16 protein-coding genes and 3 tRNA genes are annotated in these 18,440 nt (G+C 73.0%); 14 read left to right on the top strand and 5 right to left on the bottom strand.

Annotated features, from left to right (window positions below; translation table 11 throughout):
- The first annotated feature begins 37 nt into the window (after nucleotides 1-37).
- A complete protein-coding gene (locus ACTWQA_RS51255) occupies nucleotides 38-1,222 on the top strand; it encodes a Rid family hydrolase (protein ID WP_443166094.1) in 1,185 nt (394 codons plus the stop codon).
- Here the strand turns inward: ACTWQA_RS51255 and hutH are convergent.
- The 3 genes from hutH to ACTWQA_RS51270 are packed head-to-tail and all read right to left on the bottom strand — an operon-like array spanning nucleotide 1,203 to nucleotide 4,081.
- Nucleotides 1,203-2,753, bottom strand: a complete 1,551-nt coding sequence (gene hutH, locus ACTWQA_RS51260; RefSeq protein ID WP_443166095.1) for a histidine ammonia-lyase — start codon at nucleotides 2,751-2,753, stop codon at nucleotides 1,203-1,205. The genes ACTWQA_RS51255 and hutH overlap by 20 nt on opposite strands.
- A 19-nt stretch (nucleotides 2,754-2,772) precedes the next feature.
- Nucleotides 2,773-3,480, bottom strand: coding sequence for an ArsR/SmtB family transcription factor (locus ACTWQA_RS51265; RefSeq protein ID WP_443166096.1), 708 nt, complete (start codon nucleotides 3,478-3,480; stop codon nucleotides 2,773-2,775).
- A gap of 49 nt (nucleotides 3,481-3,529) precedes the next feature.
- Nucleotides 3,530-4,081: a hemerythrin domain-containing protein gene (locus tag ACTWQA_RS51270; protein ID WP_305921608.1), complete on the bottom strand. Its 552-nt coding sequence runs from the start codon at nucleotides 4,079-4,081 to the stop codon at nucleotides 3,530-3,532.
- 102 nt (nucleotides 4,082-4,183) lie between these two features.
- Between ACTWQA_RS51270 and ACTWQA_RS51275 the strand changes: the two genes are divergently transcribed.
- From ACTWQA_RS51275 to ACTWQA_RS51295, 5 genes are all read left to right on the top strand, one after another.
- Complete coding sequence (locus tag ACTWQA_RS51275; RefSeq protein WP_443166097.1) at nucleotides 4,184-5,383, top strand: hypothetical protein; 1,200 nt, start codon at nucleotides 4,184-4,186, stop codon at nucleotides 5,381-5,383.
- A gap of 15 nt (nucleotides 5,384-5,398) precedes the next feature.
- Complete coding sequence (locus ACTWQA_RS51280; protein ID WP_443166098.1) at nucleotides 5,399-6,124, top strand: SDR family NAD(P)-dependent oxidoreductase; 726 nt, start codon at nucleotides 5,399-5,401, stop codon at nucleotides 6,122-6,124.
- Nucleotides 6,125-6,201: 77 nt separating this feature from the next.
- A tRNA-Gly gene (locus tag ACTWQA_RS51285) sits at nucleotides 6,202-6,273 on the top strand.
- Between the two features lie 15 nt (nucleotides 6,274-6,288).
- A tRNA-Cys gene (locus tag ACTWQA_RS51290) sits at nucleotides 6,289-6,359 on the top strand.
- 5 nt (nucleotides 6,360-6,364) lie between these two features.
- Nucleotides 6,365-6,436 (top strand) — tRNA-Val (locus ACTWQA_RS51295).
- A gap of 32 nt (nucleotides 6,437-6,468) precedes the next feature.
- Here ACTWQA_RS51295 and ACTWQA_RS51300 read toward each other — a convergent pair.
- Both ACTWQA_RS51300 and ACTWQA_RS51305 read right to left on the bottom strand, forming a co-directional pair.
- Nucleotides 6,469-7,161: a response regulator gene (locus ACTWQA_RS51300; protein ID WP_443166099.1), complete on the bottom strand. Its 693-nt coding sequence runs from the start codon at nucleotides 7,159-7,161 to the stop codon at nucleotides 6,469-6,471.
- On the bottom strand, nucleotides 7,161-9,155 hold the full coding sequence (locus tag ACTWQA_RS51305) for a sensor histidine kinase (RefSeq protein WP_443166100.1): 1,995 nt from the start codon (nucleotides 9,153-9,155) through the stop codon (nucleotides 7,161-7,163). The genes ACTWQA_RS51300 and ACTWQA_RS51305 overlap by 1 nt, the downstream gene beginning before the upstream one ends.
- A gap of 133 nt (nucleotides 9,156-9,288) precedes the next feature.
- On the opposite strand from ACTWQA_RS51305, the gene ACTWQA_RS51310 reads away from it, so the two are divergent.
- From ACTWQA_RS51310 to rodA, 8 genes are all read left to right on the top strand, one after another.
- On the top strand, nucleotides 9,289-9,729 hold the full coding sequence (locus tag ACTWQA_RS51310) for a hypothetical protein (RefSeq protein WP_443166101.1): 441 nt from the start codon (nucleotides 9,289-9,291) through the stop codon (nucleotides 9,727-9,729).
- Between the two features lie 60 nt (nucleotides 9,730-9,789).
- Nucleotides 9,790-12,330, top strand: coding sequence for a hypothetical protein (locus ACTWQA_RS51315; protein WP_443166102.1), 2,541 nt, complete (start codon nucleotides 9,790-9,792; stop codon nucleotides 12,328-12,330).
- Between the two features lie 15 nt (nucleotides 12,331-12,345).
- Complete coding sequence (locus ACTWQA_RS51320; protein WP_443166103.1) at nucleotides 12,346-12,777, top strand: nuclear transport factor 2 family protein; 432 nt, start codon at nucleotides 12,346-12,348, stop codon at nucleotides 12,775-12,777.
- 132 nt (nucleotides 12,778-12,909) lie between these two features.
- A complete protein-coding gene (locus ACTWQA_RS51325) occupies nucleotides 12,910-14,133 on the top strand; it encodes a rod shape-determining protein (protein ID WP_443166104.1) in 1,224 nt (407 codons plus the stop codon).
- The gene (gene mreC / locus ACTWQA_RS51330; RefSeq protein ID WP_443166105.1) at nucleotides 14,130-14,867 is read left to right on the top strand and encodes a rod shape-determining protein MreC; all 738 of its coding nucleotides are present in this window, start codon (nucleotides 14,130-14,132) and stop codon (nucleotides 14,865-14,867) included. Before ACTWQA_RS51325 ends, mreC begins: the two co-directional genes overlap by 4 nt.
- 47 nt (nucleotides 14,868-14,914) lie before the next feature.
- Nucleotides 14,915-15,421, top strand: a complete 507-nt coding sequence (locus tag ACTWQA_RS51335) for a rod shape-determining protein MreD (RefSeq protein WP_443166106.1) — start codon at nucleotides 14,915-14,917, stop codon at nucleotides 15,419-15,421.
- Nucleotides 15,414-17,267 (top strand): penicillin-binding protein 2, encoded by a 1,854-nt coding sequence (gene mrdA / locus ACTWQA_RS51340; RefSeq protein WP_443166107.1) that lies wholly within the window; start codon nucleotides 15,414-15,416, stop codon nucleotides 17,265-17,267. Before ACTWQA_RS51335 ends, mrdA begins: the two co-directional genes overlap by 8 nt.
- Nucleotides 17,264-18,403 (top strand): rod shape-determining protein RodA, encoded by a 1,140-nt coding sequence (rodA, locus tag ACTWQA_RS51345; RefSeq protein ID WP_443166108.1) that lies wholly within the window; start codon nucleotides 17,264-17,266, stop codon nucleotides 18,401-18,403. The genes mrdA and rodA overlap by 4 nt, the downstream gene beginning before the upstream one ends.
- Nucleotides 18,404-18,440: the final 37 nt, after the last annotated feature.

Here is an 18,440-nt window from a genome sequence, read left to right on the forward strand (position 1 = left end):
GGTGGTGGAATGTCTCGCATCCAGGTGTACTTTCCGCATGGCGACTTTTCTCGGACAGATTGCTTTTCTCGGACAGGGACGCATGGGCGTCCCGATGGCCCGGCGGCTCCTGGCGGCCGGGCACAAGGTGACGACGTGGCGCCGCGGGACCGGCATCTCGGCGGCGGCGGCCGTGGAGGACGCGGACCTGGTCATCACCATGCTCAGCGACCCGGCCGCGGTACGCGAGGTGCTGGCGGCGGCGCTGCCGGGGCTGCGACCCGGCGCGACGGTGGTCGAGATGTCCACGATCGGCCCGGAGGCGGTGCGCGCGTTGCGGGCGTTGCTGCCCTCCTCGATCAATCTGGTGGACGCGCCGGTGCTGGGCAGCGTCGGCCCCGCCGCCGACGGCACGCTGACCGTGCTCGCCGGTGGCGACCTGTCGGGCTGCCGGGAGGTGTTGTCGGCGCTCGGGACCGTGCGGGAGCTGGGGCCGATGGGGGCGGGCGCGGCCATGAAGATCGCCGTGATGAGCGCGATCGTGCCCGCGCAGGTGCTGCTGGCCGAGACGTACGCCTACGGCCAGGCGCACGGCGTGGACCGCGAGGCGCTGATCGAGGTGTTGTCGGGCACCCCGCTGGGCGTGCTGGCCGAGCGGCTGCGCGTGCCGGCCGAGCAGACCCGCTACTCGCTGGCGCACGCGGCCAAGGACCTGGAGCTGGCGGCCTGGGAGGGCGGGTCGCTGGCCTCGGCGGCACGCAAGCGGCTGCAGGAGGCGAGGGCGGCCGGGTTCGGTGACCGGGACCTGACCGCCATCGTGGAGCACGTGGGAGGCGGGCGCGCCCCGCGTGCCGTGCCGGTCACCGTGCCGGCGATCCCGGCGACGAACGGCATGTACTCGCACGCCGTCCGCGCCGGCGACACGCTCTACGTCTCCGGCGTGGCGGCCTTCGACGAGAGCGGGAAGGTGGTCGGCGAGGGCTCGATGGCGGCCCAGGCCGAGCACGTCTTCGAGGTCATCGCGCGCATCCTCGCCGATCAGGGCGCCGCGTTCGAGGACATCGCGTTCATCAGGACCTACCTGACGGACATGGACGCCCGAGCCGAGTACGGGGCGGTGCGCCGCAGGTACATCACCGGCACTCCCCCGGCCAGCACCACCGTGGAGGTGTCGAAGCTGTTCATGCCGGGGTTGCTGCTGGAGGTGGACCTGATCGTGGCGCTCACTCCAGAGGGCCGGTGACCGACTCGGCGGCGGCCACCACTCCCCCGTCGGCCACCAGGCGCACCGCGCAGTCGATCTCCGGCGCCAGGAAGCGGTCGGGCCCCGGGGCGGGCACGGTCTCGCGCAGCGCCTTGACCACGGCCGCCGTGGCCGGCGCGGGCTCCAGCGGGGCCCGCAGGTCGAGCGCGCGGGCGGCGGTGAGGACCTCGACGGCCAGCACCCGGGTCAGGCCGTCGATCGACTTGCGCAGCTTGCGCGCGGCCGACCAGCCCATGGACACGTGGTCCTCCTGCATGGCCGAGCTGGGGATGGAGTCCACGCTGGCGGGCACCGCCAGCCGCTTCAGCTCGGAGACGATCGCGGCCTGGGTGTACTGGGCGATCATGTGCCCGGAGTCCACGCCCGGGTCGTGGGCCAGGAACGCGGGCAGTCCGTGGTTGCGCGCCACGTCCAGGAACCGGTCGGTGCGGCGCTCCGACATCGAGGCCAGGTCGGCGGCCACGACGGCCAGGAAGTCGAGGACGTAGGCGACCGGCGCGCCGTGGAAGTTGCCGTTGGACTCCACGCGGCCGTCGGCCAGCACGGCCGGGTTGTCGACGGCGCTGGCCAGCTCCCACCTGGCCACGGTCGCCGCGTGCGCGATCGTGTCGCGGGCGGCCCCGGCGACCTGGGGGGCGCAGCGCAGCGAGTAGGCGTCCTGGACGCGGGTGCACGCCTCCGGGTCGCGGTGGCTGGCCATGACGCCGGAGTCCTTGAGGATCTTCATCATGTTGGCGGCGGCGCGCGCCTGCCCCGGGTGCGGGCGCAGCGCCTGCAGCTCCGGCATGAACACCCGGTCGGTGCCCAGCAGCGCCTCCACGCTCATCGCGGCGCTCACGTCGGCGGTCCTGACGAGCCTGGTGAGGTCCTCGATGGCGAGGACGAGCATGCCGAGCATGCCGTCCGTGCCGTTGATGAGCGCCAGGCCCTCCTTGGCGGCCAGCTCGACGGGCTCGATGTGGGCCTGCTTGAGCGCCTCGGCGGCGGGCAGCATATTTCCGGCTTTGTCCCGTACGACGCCCTCGCCCATCAACGTGAGCGCCACGTGCGCCAGCGGCGCCAGGTCGCCCGAGCAGCCGAGGCTGCCGTACTCGTGCACGATCGGCGTGATCCCGGCGCTGAGCAGCGCGGCCAGGGTCTTGGCGGTGGTGGGCCTGATGCCGGTGTGGCCGGAGGCGAGCGTGCGCAGGCGCAGCAGCATGAGCGCGCGCACGACCTCGGTCTCCACCTCGGGGCCGCTGCCGGCCGCGTGGGAGCGGACGAGGGAGCGCTGGAGCTGGGTGCGCAGCGCCGGGTCGATGTGGCGGGTGGCGAGCGCCCCGAACCCGGTCGAGATGCCGTACGCGGGCACCGGGCTCTCGGCCAGCTCGTCCACCCGCTGGCGGGCGGCCGACATGGCGGCCACCGCGTCGTCGGTGAGCCGGACGGCGGCCCCGTGCCGGGCCACCTCGATCACGTCATGGAAAGTCAGGGGCTCCGGGCCGACGTTCACGACTCCGTTGTCGCGCATGGTGGGTCTCTCTCACTTGCTAGGTAACCGGCGTATGCGATGTTAGCTCCTTACTTGGGAACAATGCCGACAACCCCTCCCTGCCCTCATCGGTGACGATCACTGCCCTGGGCACGCTGCCGCGCCGGAACCAGCCGCGGTCGAACAGCGCCTCGGTGACCGCCGCCCCCAGTGCCCCGCCCAGGTGAGACCTGCGCTCGGTCCAGTCCAGGCACTCGGGCGCGAACCTCCGGCGCGAGCCCCGCGCGCCCGCCACGTCCACGCCGAGCCCGGCGAGCAGCCGCTCGCCCGCGCCGGTCAGGTCGTGCGCCGCGTAATAACCGCCCTCCCTGAGCCCGTCGAGCAGCCCCACCCCGGCGCGGCCCGCGAGGTGGTCGTAGCAGGTGCGGGCCTCCTCCAGCATCCTGGCCTGCCGGGACTGGCGCAGGGAGCGCACGGGCGGGCGGGCGCTGATCCTGGCCAGCACCTCCAGCACCTCGGCCACCTCGTGCCCGGCCAGCCGGTAGTAGCGGTGGCGGCCCTGGCGCACGACGTCCACCAGCCGGCCGTCGAGCAGCCGGGCCAGGTGCGAGCTGGCGGTGGCCGCGCTCACGCCCGCCACCCTGGCCAGCTCGCCGGCCGCCAGCGCCCGCCCGTCGAGCAGGGCTGTCAGGATGGCCGCCCGGGTCGGATCCGCGATGAGCGCGGCGACGGGCGCGATGTCGGCGTCTCGGGCGATGTGCTCCATGCCCCCGACGGTAATACGCCGATATTTCGCCCGGCGTCGAAGGATGCCGTCATCCCTTTCCGAGGGCCTTGCGGATCAGCTCGCGGGCCCGGTCCATCACCGCCAGAGGCGTTCCCAGCAGCAGGTTCTTGGTGGCGGACTCCGTGCCGGGGTGCGGGCGCACCGGGGCGAGGCTCTCGGCCGCCCGCACCGCCGCCGCCATGGCCCGCCGCTCGGCCGTGGAGGTGCGCTCGCGCAGCTTCGCGAACTCGTACCGCTCCTCGCCCCGCGCGTGCGCCGTGACGGCGGTGCGCAGCTCGGCGAGGCGCTCCCAGAACCGGGGATGGTCCACGCCGTCGTTGTGCAGGTCGAGGAGGAGCTGCTTGGCGCGGTTCTCCTCGTGCAGCCGGTCGGCGACCACGCCCTGGCCATTGTCGAGCTTCCTGCGCGCGTACGGGTGGACGATCTCCTCCTCGGCGGTCTCGTGCACGCACAACATCCGCGTCAACCGGCCGAAGGCCGCCTCCACCTTGTCCGGCGGCGCCTGCTCGACCTCGTCGAACAGGTCCCTGATCTGCGCGTGCTGGGCCGTCAGCAGGTCGATCACATCATGTTCAGCCACGTCAGCGCCCTACCCGGGGCCCGCGGACGGCACGCGTTTCCTTACCGAACGTGGGCCGTTGGAGGACTTAACGCGGAGAATGCGCCGGGTACGGGCGGCGACATGGCCTTCGACCCGTTGCAGGAGCGGGGCATCCCGCTGGACGAGCAACTGCGCGACTGGCGTGAGCTCCATGTCACGCCCATCGATCCCGACCACGCCGACCCGTACACCCGCTGCCGGATCATCACCATGAACGGCATCGAGACGGAGGGGATCCTCTTCAGTCACCAGCTGGCCCGCCACTGCCCGGACCTCGAGGCCAAGCGGCAGCTGGCCCGGGTGCGCTACCTCGAGGCCCAGCAGCAGAAGGTGGTCAACTGGCTGCTGCCCGGCGTCGCCTCGGTGCTGGAGACCACCATCGCCTACGAACAGGTCGCCGTGGACCTGACCTCGTGGGTGGCGCGCATGGAGCCGGACGCGTACCTGCGGCAGGCCTACCAGTTCGGCGTGCTGGAGGACTTCGACCACCTCTACCGGTACGCCAACCTGTACGAGATGATCGAGCACCGCAAGGCCGGGAAGATCGTCGACAACCTCACCGAGGTGATGCCGGGACGGCCCACCCATCTGCACCACCGCGACCCCGTGGACAACGTGCGGGAGCCCTACGACCGCGCCACGACCGAGCCGCTGTCCCGCCTGCACGCGCTGACGATCATGGCGGCCGAGCAGCAGACCATGAACTTCTACATGAACGTCGGCCCGATGTACATGGAGCCGATCGCCCGCCAGCTGTATCAGGAGATCGCGCTCATCGAGGAAGAGCACGTCACCCACTACGAGTCGCTCGTGGACCCCGGCGAGAGCTGGTGGGAGATGCTGCTCACCCACGAGTACAACGAGTGCTACCTGTACTACTCGTTCATGGAGACCGAGTCCGACCCGAAGGTGAAGCACATCTGGGAGCTGCATCTGAGCATGGAGCTGGAGCACCTGCGGCTGGCGGCCGAGATGTTCAAGCGGTTCGACGGCCGCGAGCCCGGCCAGGTGCTGGCGCCGGCCCTGCCGCCGCCGGTGACGTTCGAGCCGAACAAGGCCTACGTCCGGGACCTGATCGCCACCCAGATCGACCAGACCACGCTGGGGACGGGCTACGTGCGGGAGGCCCACGAGCGGTTCTCGAAGATGCAGGAGGCCATCATGGGCGGGGAGCAGCCGCCGTCGGAGCGGGTCATCGACGACAACCGCGCCGTCTCCGGCCAGGAATATCGCCTGGAGACCGAGGGGCCGCACCCGGCGGATCTGCAGCCTGCCCGCTGACCTAAGGTCTCCTTCATGACCTTAGTAGCCCTTGTCACCGGCGCCTCCCGCGGCCTGGGGGCCGTGATCGCGCGCAGGCTCGCCGCGGACGGCCTGGCCGTCGCCGTCAACGCCGGCAAGGACGCCGACGGCGTCCAGCAGGTCGTGGACACCATCCGCGCCGCCGGCGGCGTCGCGGAGGGCTTCCTCGCCGATATCACCGACGAGAGCGGCGTGGCGGGCCTGGTCGAGCGGATCGCCGGGCGCCTCGGCCCGGTGGATGTGCTGGTGGCGAACGCCACCGGGCCGCAGCCTCTGATCCCGATGGAGGACCTCACCTGGGAGGCCCACCTCGACCAGCTCCGCTTCTTCGTCAAGAGCCCCACCCTGCTGGTGCAGGCGGTGCTGCCCGGCATGCGGGAGCGCGGCGGCGGCCGAGTCATCCAGATCGGCTCCGACGTCGTCGATCGCAACCTGCCCGGCATGTCGGCGTACATCGCGGCCAAGGGCGCCCAGCACGCGCTGACCGAGGCGTGGGCACGCGAGCTGGGCCCGTACGGCGTCACGGTCAATGTGGTCGCGCCCGGCTGGATCCCCGTGGAGCGGCACGCAGGGCTCGACCAGAGCGGCTACCTGGAGGAGGTGCCGCTGCGCCGGATGGGCACGCCGGAAGACGTGGCGGCGGCGGTGTCGTTCCTGGCCTCGGACGGCGGCGCGTTCATCACCGGGCAGCGGGTCACGGTCAACGGCGGCCACAGCTGACCTGCGCGGGCATATTCCAGTTTGGGGACTCGGCCAGGATTCGCTAGAGTTCTCTCGTCGCCCCGGGCGGGGCGGAGGCGGAAGTGGCTCAGTGGTAGAGCATCACCTTGCCAAGGTGAGGGTCGCGGGTTCGAATCCCGTCTTCCGCTCGGAGCTTCCGGCTCGGTGGCGTGGCCGAGAGGCGAGGCAGCGGCCTGCAAAGCCGTCCACACGGGTTCAAATCCCGTCGCCACCTCGTAAGGACGATTAGCTCAGCGGGAGAGCGCTTCCCTGACACGGAAGAGGTCACTGGTTCAATCCCAGTATCGTCCACGCGTTTTGCATCGAGAAGCCAGGTTCGCCGATCACGAACCTGGCTTCTCGCTTTGTGGCCGGAAGGGTCCGGGAGCCGTGTGGTCCCCCCGGGTGCCGAGGCCGGCGTCTCGGGCGCGGGCCACGGCGGTCGAGCGGTCCGAGACGTGCAGCTTCGCGAAGATGTTGGACACGTGGTTGCGCACCGTCTTCTCGCTCAACACCAGCCGCCGCGCGATGGCCTGGTTGTTGAGGCCGACGGCGACCAGATCGAGCACCTCCAGCTCGCGATCCGTCAGCTCCGGGAGCGGGCGGGGACGGCCGGGCTGGGTGGAGAGCGCGGCCAGCACGCGCTCACCCGTCGAGGCGCCGAACACCACCTGCCCGGCCGCCACCGCCTCCAGCGACCGCACGATGTCCGCCCCGGTCGCCTCCTTCAGCAGGTAGCCGCGGGCGCCGGCGCGGATGGCGGCCAGGACCGTCTCGTCGTCCGAGAGCATGGTCAGCGCCAGCACGGCCACCTCGGGGTGGCGCCCGGTGATCCGGGACGTGGCCTCGACCCCGCTGATGCCGGGCAGGTGCAGGTCCATCAGCACCACCTGCGGGGCCGCCTGCTCGACCAGGTCCACGGCGGCCTCGCCGGTGGCGGCGACGCCCACGACCTCCACCTCCGGCAGGTCGTGGAAGAGCGCGACCAGGCCCTCCGCGAACACCGGGTGGTCCTCCACCACCAGCACCTTGATCATCACGCCGCCGCCAGCGGCAGCCTGACGACCAGATGAGTGCCTGGCCCCGCGCCGGTGAGCAGCTCGAACGTGCCGTTCAGCTCCTCCGAGCGGCGGCGCATCGAGGCCAGCCCGAACCCGTGGCGGGCGGGCGCGCCCACGCCCACGCCGTCGTCCTCCACCCGCAACTCCAAGGCGTCCGCGGCACGCAGCGTGACCGTGCAGCGGGAGGCCATGGCGTGTCGTACGGCGTTCGTCAGCGCCTCTGCGGCGATCCGGTACGCGGCCAGTTCGACCGGCGGCGGGAGCGCGGGCAGGTCGGGCGGGATCCGCACCTCGACGGTGAGGTCGCCGGCGAAACCGCGGCCCAGCTCGGCCAGTGCCCCGGCCAGTCCCAGGTCGTCCAGGGGCGGCGGGCGCAGGTCGTTGACGATCGAGCGGACGTCCTCGACCGTGCCGCGGATGCGCCGCGACAGCTCCTCCATCACCTGCTTGGCCTCCTCGGGATCGCCATCCACCAGCCGGCGACCACGGTCCAGCTGGAGCGCGAGAGCGGCCAGGGTCGGTCCGAGACCGTCGTGGAGCTCGTACAGCAGGCGGTCCCGCTCCTCCTGTCTGGCCGCCAGCATCCGCCCGTGGGAGCGCTCCAGGTCGGCACCGAGCCGATGGGCGTGCACGGCCACCGCCACGTGCGGCGCCAGCTCCGCCACCAGCGGCCGGTCCTTGGGGCGCAGCCACTCGCCCAGCAGCAAAGCGCCGACCGGCTCCCCCCGGTGCAGCAGCGGCACGCTCTCCGCCACCGTCTCCCCCGCCGTTTCTCCCGCCGGGCCGGGCCTGCCCCAGGACGCGACGACCGTGCCCGATTCCTTCACGGCCACATAGTGGACGCGGAGCACGCGCCCGACCTCGGCGGCCATCCGGTCCAGGAGGTCGCCGGGGGCCCCGGCGTCGGACAGGCGCGCACCGAGGCGTCGCAGCGCCCGCGCCGGATCCTCCCGGTCGCCGTACACGAGCCGGTTCGCCGCGGCCAGGACCCGCCTGTACAGGGGATGCACCACGAGCGCCACGATCACCGCGGAGGCGCCCGCGCCGACGACGCCGCCAAGGGTGAAGGCGACCAGCGCATACGCCGCCAGCAACACCACGCTGACGGCCCCGAACGCCAGCGCCCGCGACAGCAGCAGATCGAGATCCCACAGACGGTGCGCCACGATCGCGACAGACACCGCGACCGGTAGCGGGACGGCGGCTGACGCGATAATGACCGGCCCCCACGGCACGGCCAGCGCCACCCCCGCCAAGCCCACGGTCAGCAGCGCCGCGGCGAGAACCCACTGGAACCGCCGCCGCGCCTCGGCGTCGGAGGTGCGGTACCGGACGGCGAGCGAGACGACAGCGGCCGCCACCGCGCCGATCGTCAAAGCGACGCCGATCGCGCTCAGGGCGCCAGGAAGGCCGTGGAGACCGGCCAGCACCCCCGTGTACCCGGCCGGGTAGAGACCGGCGACGTCCACGTGGGTCACCGGCCGCAGCGCCCAGTCGAGGGTGTTCACCACGATCCCGGCGACCGCCGCCGCCAGCGCCGGCCGCCAGCGGCGCGAGGGCAACCGGCCGTCGGGGAAGATCAGCAGGAAGACCGTCGGCACGACGAGGTAGGCGGGCACCCACAACCAGTTGGACACCCACATCGCCCAGTCGTCGCCCGGCAGCCGCCCGCCCTGCACGCCGTGGTTGATCCCCAGCAGCCCGTACGCCCCCAGGGCGACCCCCAGCGCCTGAGCCGCCCCGACGAACACCATCGACCAGCCCACCCGCGACCCCGGCCGCTGCGACACGACGAACAGGCCGGGCACCCCGAACGAGAGCGCCGCGACGGCGCGGAAGGCGTCGAACCGTTCCACGATCCCGGTCACGCCCAGCGCCCGCAGCCGGGGCTCGACCACCACCGCGGCCACGACCAGAAGGAGCAGCGCACCTCCTGCCACGGCGGCCCGCCAGGACGATCTGTCCATCATGAGGTGAATCGTGCCATCCGGTTGTCCCGCCGTCACGGGACGACAAGTCCCGTCTTCACCAGGACCGCAGGCTCATGACGCCTGACCCCTGGCCCGCCCATCCTCGAGCGAGATTCCGCTGAGAGGAGATGACATGTCCGATTCCATCACCACCGCCCCCGACGGCGGCCGGGCGCTCAACACGGCGCTGTTCGCCGGAGTGGGGTTGTTGCTCGCCATGGACGTCGCCGGCGCGTTCCTGTCGGTTTCCGCCGGGCTGAACCCGACGTTTCTGGACGCCCTCGGCCCGCAGGCGCGGCTGTCCGCCCCGATCACCATGATGATCGCGATGACCGTCCTGGTCGCCGGCGCGACCCGCCGCCGCCGTGCGGTCGCCGTCCCGGCCGCGGCCCTGCTGCTGGTCGCCGGGGTGCTGGCCTTCGTGTCGGGCTTCTTCGACGGCGGGTACGCGGCCGATCTGACAGCGGGCCAACGCGTCTACCAGATCGCCCTCGTGTCGGGGCATCTGGGCGTGAGCGTGCTGGCGTCCTTCCGGCTGGCGCGACTGCTCCGGCAGCGGGCGAAGCGCCTCTGACGTGGGCGGCTGTCCGGTCCGCGCACGGGTCGGCGCTGGGCGGGCAGTTACCGGGGCGTGGTGAAGTCGACTGGCATGCTCCTGCTCACGGCCGCGGGTTCCGCGTTCGCCGTCTCGGGCCTGGCCGCCCTGCCGCCCGTGGGCGGGTTCCTGCTCGGCCGGCCGTTCGCGGGGGCGCTGGTGTTCCCCGGACTGGGCCAGGGGCCGATGATGATCGCGTTGGTCACGCTGGCGGGTTTCTCGGTGACGCTCACGGCCGGAGCGTATGCGGCGTTCCGCTGGTCCGGCTTCGGACCGTCGAGGGTGGGGCTGGTGGCCTGCTGGTGCCTGGCGGGCGGGCCCGCCGGCGTGATCGCGGTGCTGGCGTGGACGGGGGCGCGCGGGTCGGCGTTCGCCGAGCCCGCGCCGTACGCCGCCTCCTGGGGCATGGCGACGGCGCTGGTGGCGGCGCTCGCGGCGCTGGCCGTGACGCGCACCCTGCCGGCCTCTCCCCCGCCGCCGGCCAAGCGGGTGTTCTGGCCGCGCCGGTGGGTGCTGCCCTGCCTGGTGCTCGGCTGGGCGCTGGTGTGGAGCGTTCTCATCAGGGACCAGGAGCCGCTGCTGGCCTGGCTGCCGCTCTCGCCCGGCTACTTCGACCAGGTGGCCGTGGTGCTGGCGGCCATCGTGGCGAGCTACCTGGAGGGGTCGCTGCGGCGGCGATTACCGGTGGAGGGCCGGCCGGGGCGGGCGTTCGTCCTGGCGTGGATCGCGCTGTGCGCGGCCCCGATCGTGTACGCGGCGGTGGTCGCGATCGACCGCGGCATGCGGGAACCGCTCCTCGCCGACCCCCTGAACCCGGCCTGGGCCGTGGAGTACGCCCGCGACATCGGGGGGGCGCTGGTCGCCGAGCCCGCGCAGATCGCAGTGCCGCCGCTGCTGCTCGCGCTGGCCGGCACCGGGCTGCAGATCCTGCTCCCGGGGAATGATCGCGAGCCCGCGTCCCCGGATCCGGTGCGGCCCGATCGGCGGTGGAGCCTGCTCGTGGCGGGGGCGGCGCTCGCGCTGACGTACTTCTGCATAGCCGTGACCTCGCGCTACCCCGTGCTGACGCGGCGCACGTACGACGACGGGACGCCGGTGATGGTGCGGGCGCTCGCCTTCCTCGCGCCGCCGGACCCCGTGCTGGGCAGGACGGCCGTGGTGTGGTTGTGGACGGTGACGGCGGTGTTCGCGGCGTCGGCGGCGGTCCTCGTCCATCTCGCGGTACGGGGGCGGCTCGTCCGGCTCTTCCCCGCCTCCGACTACGTGGTGCTGGTGGGCGTGCTGGCGCTGGCGGCGGCGGTGGGCTGGAACGCGGGCAGCGTGATCGCGTACGGGGTGACCGGCGAACGGCTGCTGGGCATCTCCCCGGCCGGGGAGGCGGCGCTCTTCACGGGAGTCGTCGTGCCGGGGTTGGCGGCGCTGTTATTCATCGTGCACTCACAGGTGGGCTTGACCAGATTCGTACGGATCGTCGAGCTGGAAGACGAGGAGACCTGGGGGACGCTGGCCGAGCGGTACCGGGCCTGGAAGAAGCAGGTCCGCGAGCACGTGCCGGCCCGGCGGGAACGCCTGGCGGCCGCCGTGCGAGCGGCCGGGGCGGCGCTGGCAGTGGTGGTGGTGGCGGGGGCGGTCCGCGGGTTCGGCGTCGAACCGCTCGCCGAGGTCCACGACAGCGGGGTCTTCGTGACGGCCCCGGCCGTGTCCGTCGCGCAAGCGCCGCTGGAGAACCTCGCCGGTGCGCTCTACGTCCTCCTGCTCGCCGGGCTGACCTACCTCGTCCTGGGGCGATCGAACACGAAAGGGCTCCGGTCGTGGACGGCCGTGTGGGGGTCGTCGGTGGTGGCGGGAGGGCTGGCGAGCCTGCCGCTGGACCCCGTGGCGGGCCTGCAGGCGGGGTTCGTGGCGGGGCCGTTCGTCGTGGCGGGGGTGGCGGCGCCGCGGCCGCCGAGAAAGATCCTGCTGGCCGGGGCCGCCGTGCTCGTCGCCGTGGCGGCGGCGCCCCTCGCGCGAGGGGCGCCGCCCGCGTTCGTGGTCACCTCGGCCGCCTGGCGGGAGCAGCGGCCGCGGCTCACGATCGACATCTCCTACCCGCGGGCCTCGGGCGGGGACGCGCGGCGGGTCAACGCGGCGTTGTTCGCGCCGGTCAGGGACCTCCTCGAGGACACACTGCGCGACCTCCGCGCGAACCCGGCCGCCCACGGGAGCGTGACCGGGACCCATGTCGTGGTACGCGGCGACGCTCAGGTGATCTCGGTGCGCTACCTGCTGGCGGGCGAGCAGTGGCGGGCGGTCACCTACGACGTGGCCGCTGGGCGGACGATCACCGTGCGGGAGATCTTCGCCCCGGTCGCCTTCACCCCGGAGGGCAGGAGGCGGCTGGCCGCCGCGCTGCGGCCCCTCATGCCGGCCCGCCAGATTCCGCGGACCGTGACCGTGGACAACGAGCGTCTGCTGGTCAACCTGGGCAAGGGCACGGTGGAGTTCACCTTCGGCCGCGGCTACTTCTGCACGGGCTGCGAGCCGTTCACCGTACGGGCCTCGCGGGAGCGGCTGTCCGGGCTGGTCACCGAGCGCTTCTAGCGCGACGATCACACCATGGACGCTCAGGAGTTCGCCGACCGTTTAGAGATCGCGGACCTGCTGGCCCGCTACACCCGCGCCATCGACTCCGGCCGATGGGAGCTGCTCGACGAGGTGTTCAGCGACGACGCGCTGATCGACTACACCTCGGCGGGCGGCATCAAGGGCACACGGGAGGAGGTCAAGGCCTGGCTGGCTGAGGTGCTCTCCCACTGGCCGGGCCGCCTGCACCTGATCGGCGCCCCCACGATCGACTTCCACGACGGGCAGGCGCGGGTGAGCGCGCCCTTCACCGACACGCTCGCCCCGACGCGCGAGATGGTCGCGGCCGGCACCGAGGGTTTCCTGCACGGCGGCGGCTGGTATCACCACCGCATGCGCCGCACGCCCGCCGGATGGCGCAGCACGGAGCTCGTCGAGGAGCAGAGCTGGCGCACCGCCCGCTGAGCAGGACCGGGACTGACCTGCGGTCATGGGGCCGCTACAAAGATATTGCGTTTGTGGTGAAACCCCTGAGGGCAGCGCGAGTGCGGGCAGTATCCCCCCTGCCCCCACCGGGTCGAAAGGGCTGTGCGGCACATGGCATTCGCATTGGGTCTTCTCGGTCATGACATAGCGGTCGACTTAGGCACCGCCAACACTCTCGTCTACGTCCGCAGGAAGGGCATCGTGCTCAACGAGCCCTCCGTCATCGCGATCAACCTTCACAAGAACACCGTCGTGGCCGTCGGCAAGGCGGCCAAACGTATGGTGGGGCGTACTCCCCCGCACATCGCCACGATCAGGCCGCTCAAGGACGGCGTGATCGCGGATCTGGACGCGGCGGAGCGCATGTTACGCATGTTCATCCAGAAGGCGCACCCCAGCAGGTTCCTCGCCAAACCCCGGATCGTGGTGGCGGTGCCGAGCGGCACCACCTCCATCGAGCAGCGGGCGGTCAAGGAAGCCGCCTACGAGGCGGGCGCGCGGCGGGTGCACATCATCGAGGAGCCGATGGCCGCGGCGATCGGCGCCGGGCTGAAGGTCGGCGAGGCCACCGGCAACATGGTGGTCGACATCGGCGGCGGCACCACAGAGGTCGCCATCGTGTCCATGAGCGGCGTCGTGGTCGCCAAGTCGCTACGGGTCGGCGGCGACGAGCTGGACGAGGCCGTCATCACCTACGCCAAGAAAGAGCACGCGCTGCTGCTCGGCGACCGTACGGCTGAGCGGCTGAAGATCGATCTGGGCATGGTGCGGCCCGCGCCCTCCCGGGACGCCGAGATCACGCCCCGGGGGCGGCACCGGGTGGGGGCCGCCGGTGCGGACTCCGTGCCGCCGATCGTGGTGGACGACGAGGAGCCCGAGCCGACGGCCGCCCCGCGCCGGTGGAATCCGTTCCGGTCCAGGCCCAGGCAGGAGGCCGTCCTCCCGGCCGCCGCGCCGCGGGCCATCTCCCCGGACGCCAGCGCCCCCGTACGCGGCCGCGACCTGGTCAGCGGGCTGCCGAAGACGGCGACGATGACCTCGGAGGAGATCGGCGAGGCCATCGAGGACCAGGTGCAGACCATCATCGACGCCGTGCAGACGACGCTCGACCAGTGCCCGGCCGAGCTGGCCGGTGACCTGCTGGACAACGGCATCGTGCTGACCGGCGGCGGGGCCCTGCTGCGCGGCCTGGCCGAGCGGATGGGCCAGGCCACCGGCATGCCGATCCGGGTCGTGGACAAGCCGCTGTACTCGGTGGCGCTGGGCGCGGGCCGCTGCGTCGAGCGGTTCCAGGCGATGCGGGACGTGCTGCTGCCCGATTGGTCGCGGCGGTGAAGCGGGCGCTCATCCTGCTCGTGTTACTCGCCGGGGTCCTGCTCGTCGTGGTGGACCGGACGCTGATGCCGCTGGAGCCGCTGCGGGCGGCCGGCTCGACCGTGTACGGAACGGTCGAGAGCGCGATCGGCACGGTCACCCGATCGGTGGGCGGCGAGGGGCGCCTGCGGGCGCTGGAGCAGGAGAACGCCCGCCTGCGGGCCGAGCTGGCCGCCGGCGGGGCCAAGGGCACGCCGGCGGCGGTGCCGGCGCCCTATCGTGGCGTCTCCGCGCACGTGGTCGGCTTCGGGCAGGGCAGGAACGTCACCATCGACGCGGGGTCGGCGGCGGGCGTGACGCGCGACGTGACGGTGCTGAACGCCGATGGCCTCGTGGGCAAGGTCAGCTGGGCGGGCCCGGCCACCGCGTCCGTGTCGCTGATCACCGATCGGGGGTCGTCGGTGGGCGCGCGGATGGCGGCCTCCGGCGAGCTGGGTGTCGTGACGGGAGTGCCGGGCGACGGCCTGCTGCGGCTGAGCCTGTTCGACCCCAACGCGCCGCTCGAGGTCGGCGACCAGGTGGTGACGCTCGGGTCGGCCGGCGGCCGGCCGTATGTGGCCGGGCTGCCCATCGGCACGGTCGCGCGGATCGAGCGGGCGCCCGGCGCGGCCACGCGCACGGCACTGGTGCGGCCCGCCGCCCGGCTGTCCGCGCTCGACCTGGTCGCGGTGGTCGTGCCCGACACCGGGAGGTGAGCCATGCGGCTGGTGCTTTCGCCGTCGGCGGCGCAGGGAGGTGAGCCGTGCTGGTGCTGTTCCTCATCCTGGCGCCGCTGCTGCAGGTGCTGCTGATCAACAGGTCGCCGTGGGGCGGTCCCGACCTGGTGGTGCTCGCCGTGGTGTGGCTGGCGCTGTCCAGGGGGCCGGTCTGGGGCTGCGTGGCCGGGCTCGCCGCCGGGCTCGCCGCCGACGTGACGCCACCGGCCGACGGCACGGTGGGGCGCACGGCGCTGGTGCTGGCGGTGACGGGCCTGCTGGCCGGCCACTGGCGCGAGGGCGCTGCCCTGCCGGAAGGGCGGACACGGGAGCGCAATCCTCTGCTGGCAGGTGCGGCCGGCGCCGCCGCCGGCACGCTGCTGCAGGCCGGCGCGGCGGTCGCGCTCGGCGACGAGCCGTGGCGGGCCGCGCTCGCGGCGCTGCCGTGGACGCTCGCGTGGACGGTGGCGCTCGGGGCGCTGGTGAGCCCCGTGTTGCTGCGCCGCCGGCACTCCGTGGAGGCCGAGCCGAGGGTGGCGATGCGGCGTGTCTAAGGCCAGATTGTTCGTGTTGCGGCTGGTCGTGGTGGCGATGGTGGCCACGCTGGTGGGGCGGCTGTGGTTCCTGCAGGTGGTCAGCGGGGCCGAGTACGTGCGGGCCGCGGCGGACGTGCGGATCAGGACCGTGCCGGTGCCGCCGGTGCGCGGGCAGATCGTGGACGTGGCCGGGCGTCCGCTGGTGACGAACCGGACCAGGCCGGTGGTCACGGTGGACGCGGTGGCGCTGGCCCACCAGCCCGACGGCGGGCGGGCGGTGCTGGAGCGCCTCGGCGAGGTGCTGCGGCAGCCGTACCGGCAGATCGCGGAGAAGGTCCGGTTGTGCGGGCCTGAGGTGGCGCAGCCGTGCTGGCAGGGCTCGCCGTACGAGCCGATCCCCGTCGCCGAGGACGTCACGGCGCAGACCGCGCTGCAGATCAGCGAGCGGCAGCAGGACTTCCCCGGCGTGCGCACGGAGCTGCGGCCGGTGCGGGTCTACCCGTTCGGCGCGGCCGCGGCCCACACCCTCGGGTACGTGCAGGGCGCCAAGGGCCGTGACGGGCTCGAAGGCGTGTACGACCGGGAGCTGGCCGGTCGCGCCGGGCGGCGCGACGTGGCCGTGGACAACACCGGGCAGGTCACCAGGACGCTCCGCCAGGACCCGCCCGTGCCCGGCAACACGCTCGTGACCAGCCTCGACTCCCGCATCCAGACCATCGCCGAGCAGGCGGTCGCCCGGGCGCTGACCACGAGCGGCGCGAAGTCGGGCGCGGCCGTGGTGATGGAGTCGCAGACCGGCCGCCTGGTCGCGCTGGCGGGGCTGCCCGCCTACGACCCGGCCGTGTGGACCGACGGCGTGAGCGCCCGCGAGTACAAGCGGCTGCCGCTGCTGTCGCAGGCCGTGCAGGGCGAGTGGGCGCCCGGCTCAACATGGAAGGTCGCCTCGGTCGCGGCGGCCGCGAACGCCGGGTACGGGCTCGGCGCGTTCTACGACTGCCCCAGCGGCTACACGGTGGGCAACCGGGTGTTCAGGAACTTCGCCAGCGCCGACCTCGGCCTGATGACCATGCACGGGGCGCTGGTCCAGTCCTGCGACACGATCTTCTACCGGCTGGCCGACCAGCTGTGGGAGCGGGGGTCCGAGGCCTTGGAGAAGACCGCGCGTGGGTTCGGCTTCGGCAAACCGACAGGAGTGGACCTGCCCGGTGAGGCGGCCGGCGCGGTGCCCGATCGGGCCGCGAAGAAGGCGCTGTGGCGGGCCACCCGCGAGGAGAGCTGCCGCCGGGCCGCCAAGGGGTACCCGGAGATGGCCGACCGCGGGCGGGCGGCGTACCTGACCGCGATCGCCAAGGAGAACTGCCGCGGCGGCGGCGAGTGGCGGGGCGGCGACGCGGCCAACTTCTCCATCGGGCAGGGCGGCGTGCTGGTCACGCCGCTGCAGCTGGCCCGCGCGTACGCGGCCGTCGCCAACGGCGGGACGCTGCACAGCCCGCGCGTCGGGATGAAGGTCGTCCGGCCCGACGGGACCACGGTCGAGACCATCACACCGCCGGTGGCCGGGCGGCTGCCGGCCTCGGCGGAGACGCTGCGGTTCATCAGGAACGCGCTGAGCCAGGTGCCGAAGAAGGGCACGGCGGAGGGCGCGTTCAAGGGGTTCCCGTTCGGCAAGGTCGCGGTGGCCGGGAAGACGGGGACGGCCGAGTCGTTCGGGCACCGGGACACCTCCTGGTTCGCCTCGTTTGCCCCGGATCCCGCCTACACCGTCGTCGTCGTGCTGTCGGAGGGCGGCCGTGGCGCGGAGGGCGCGGCGCCGGCGGCCAGGGACATCTGGGAGGGCATCATCGGTTTGAGGGGGCGGCGATGATCGCGGTGACGACCGGGAAGCGGCGGGTCGTGTGGGCGCCCACGCTGGCGGCGCCCGACTGGACGCTGACGCTGCTGGCCCTGGCCCTGTCCGTGGTCGGGCTGCTGCTGGTGTGGTCGGCCACGCGGATGGAGGGCGACTACGGGCTGCTGATCAGGCAGGCGGTGAGCGTCGGGCTCGGGCTCGTCCTCATGTGGTTCGTGTCGCGATGCGACCTGCGGGTGCTGCGGGCGTACGTGCCGCTGGCGTACGTGCTGGCGCTGGTGTCGCTGGCGGGTGTGCTGACGCCGCTCGGGGTTCGGGTGAACGGGGCGCACTCGTGGATCGTGCTGGCGCCCGGGGTGCAGTTCCAGCCGTCGGAGTTCGCCAAGGTAGCGCTGGCGCTGGCGTTCGCGGTGCCGCTGGCGGAGCTGCGCGACGGACAGAGCAGGCCCGGGTTCGGCGGGGTTCTGCTGGCGTTGGTGCTGGCCGCGGTGCCGATCGGGTTGATCGCGTTGCAGCCGGACCTTGGGACGATGCTGGTGTTCGCGGCCATGGTGAGCGGGGCGCTGCTGGTGTCGGGGGCGCCCAAGCGGTGGCTGCTGGTGCTCGTCGCGGGCGCCGTGGGCGCGGGGGCGGCGGCGTGGAAGCTGGGGCTGGTGCGGCCGTACCAGCTGGAGCGGCTGCTCGTGCTGGCCAACCCGGGCGCCGACCCGGGGGGTGTGGGGTACAACGCCGCGCAGGCACGCATCGCGATCGGCTCCGGCGGTCTGTCCGGCAAGGGGCTGTTCAACGGCGAGCAGACCGCCGGGCACTTCGTGCCCGAGCAGCACACCGACTTCATCTTCACCGTGGCGGGTGAGGAGTTCGGCTTCGCGGGGGCCGCGGCCATCGTGCTGACCATCGGCGTGCTGCTGTGGCGGGGGTTGTCGATCGCGCGGCACAGCGCCTCGCCCTACGGGGCCGTGCTGGCCGGGGCCGTGGTGTCGTGGCTGGCGTTCCAGACGTTCGTGAACGTGGGCATGACGGTGGGGCTCATGCCGATCGTGGGCGTGCCGCTGCCGTTCGTGTCGTACGGCGGCTCGGCCACGGTCGCCGGGCTGCTGGCGATCGGGCTGCTCCAGGCCGTGCACCGGACCAAGGCCATGCAGCCGTAGTCCATATCCTCTCCCTGAGGGCATCGGCGAGACGATC

The sequence above is a fragment of the Nonomuraea sp. 10N515B genome (genome assembly GCF_052245915.1).
Classification (GTDB): domain Bacteria; phylum Actinomycetota; class Actinomycetes; order Streptosporangiales; family Streptosporangiaceae; genus Nonomuraea.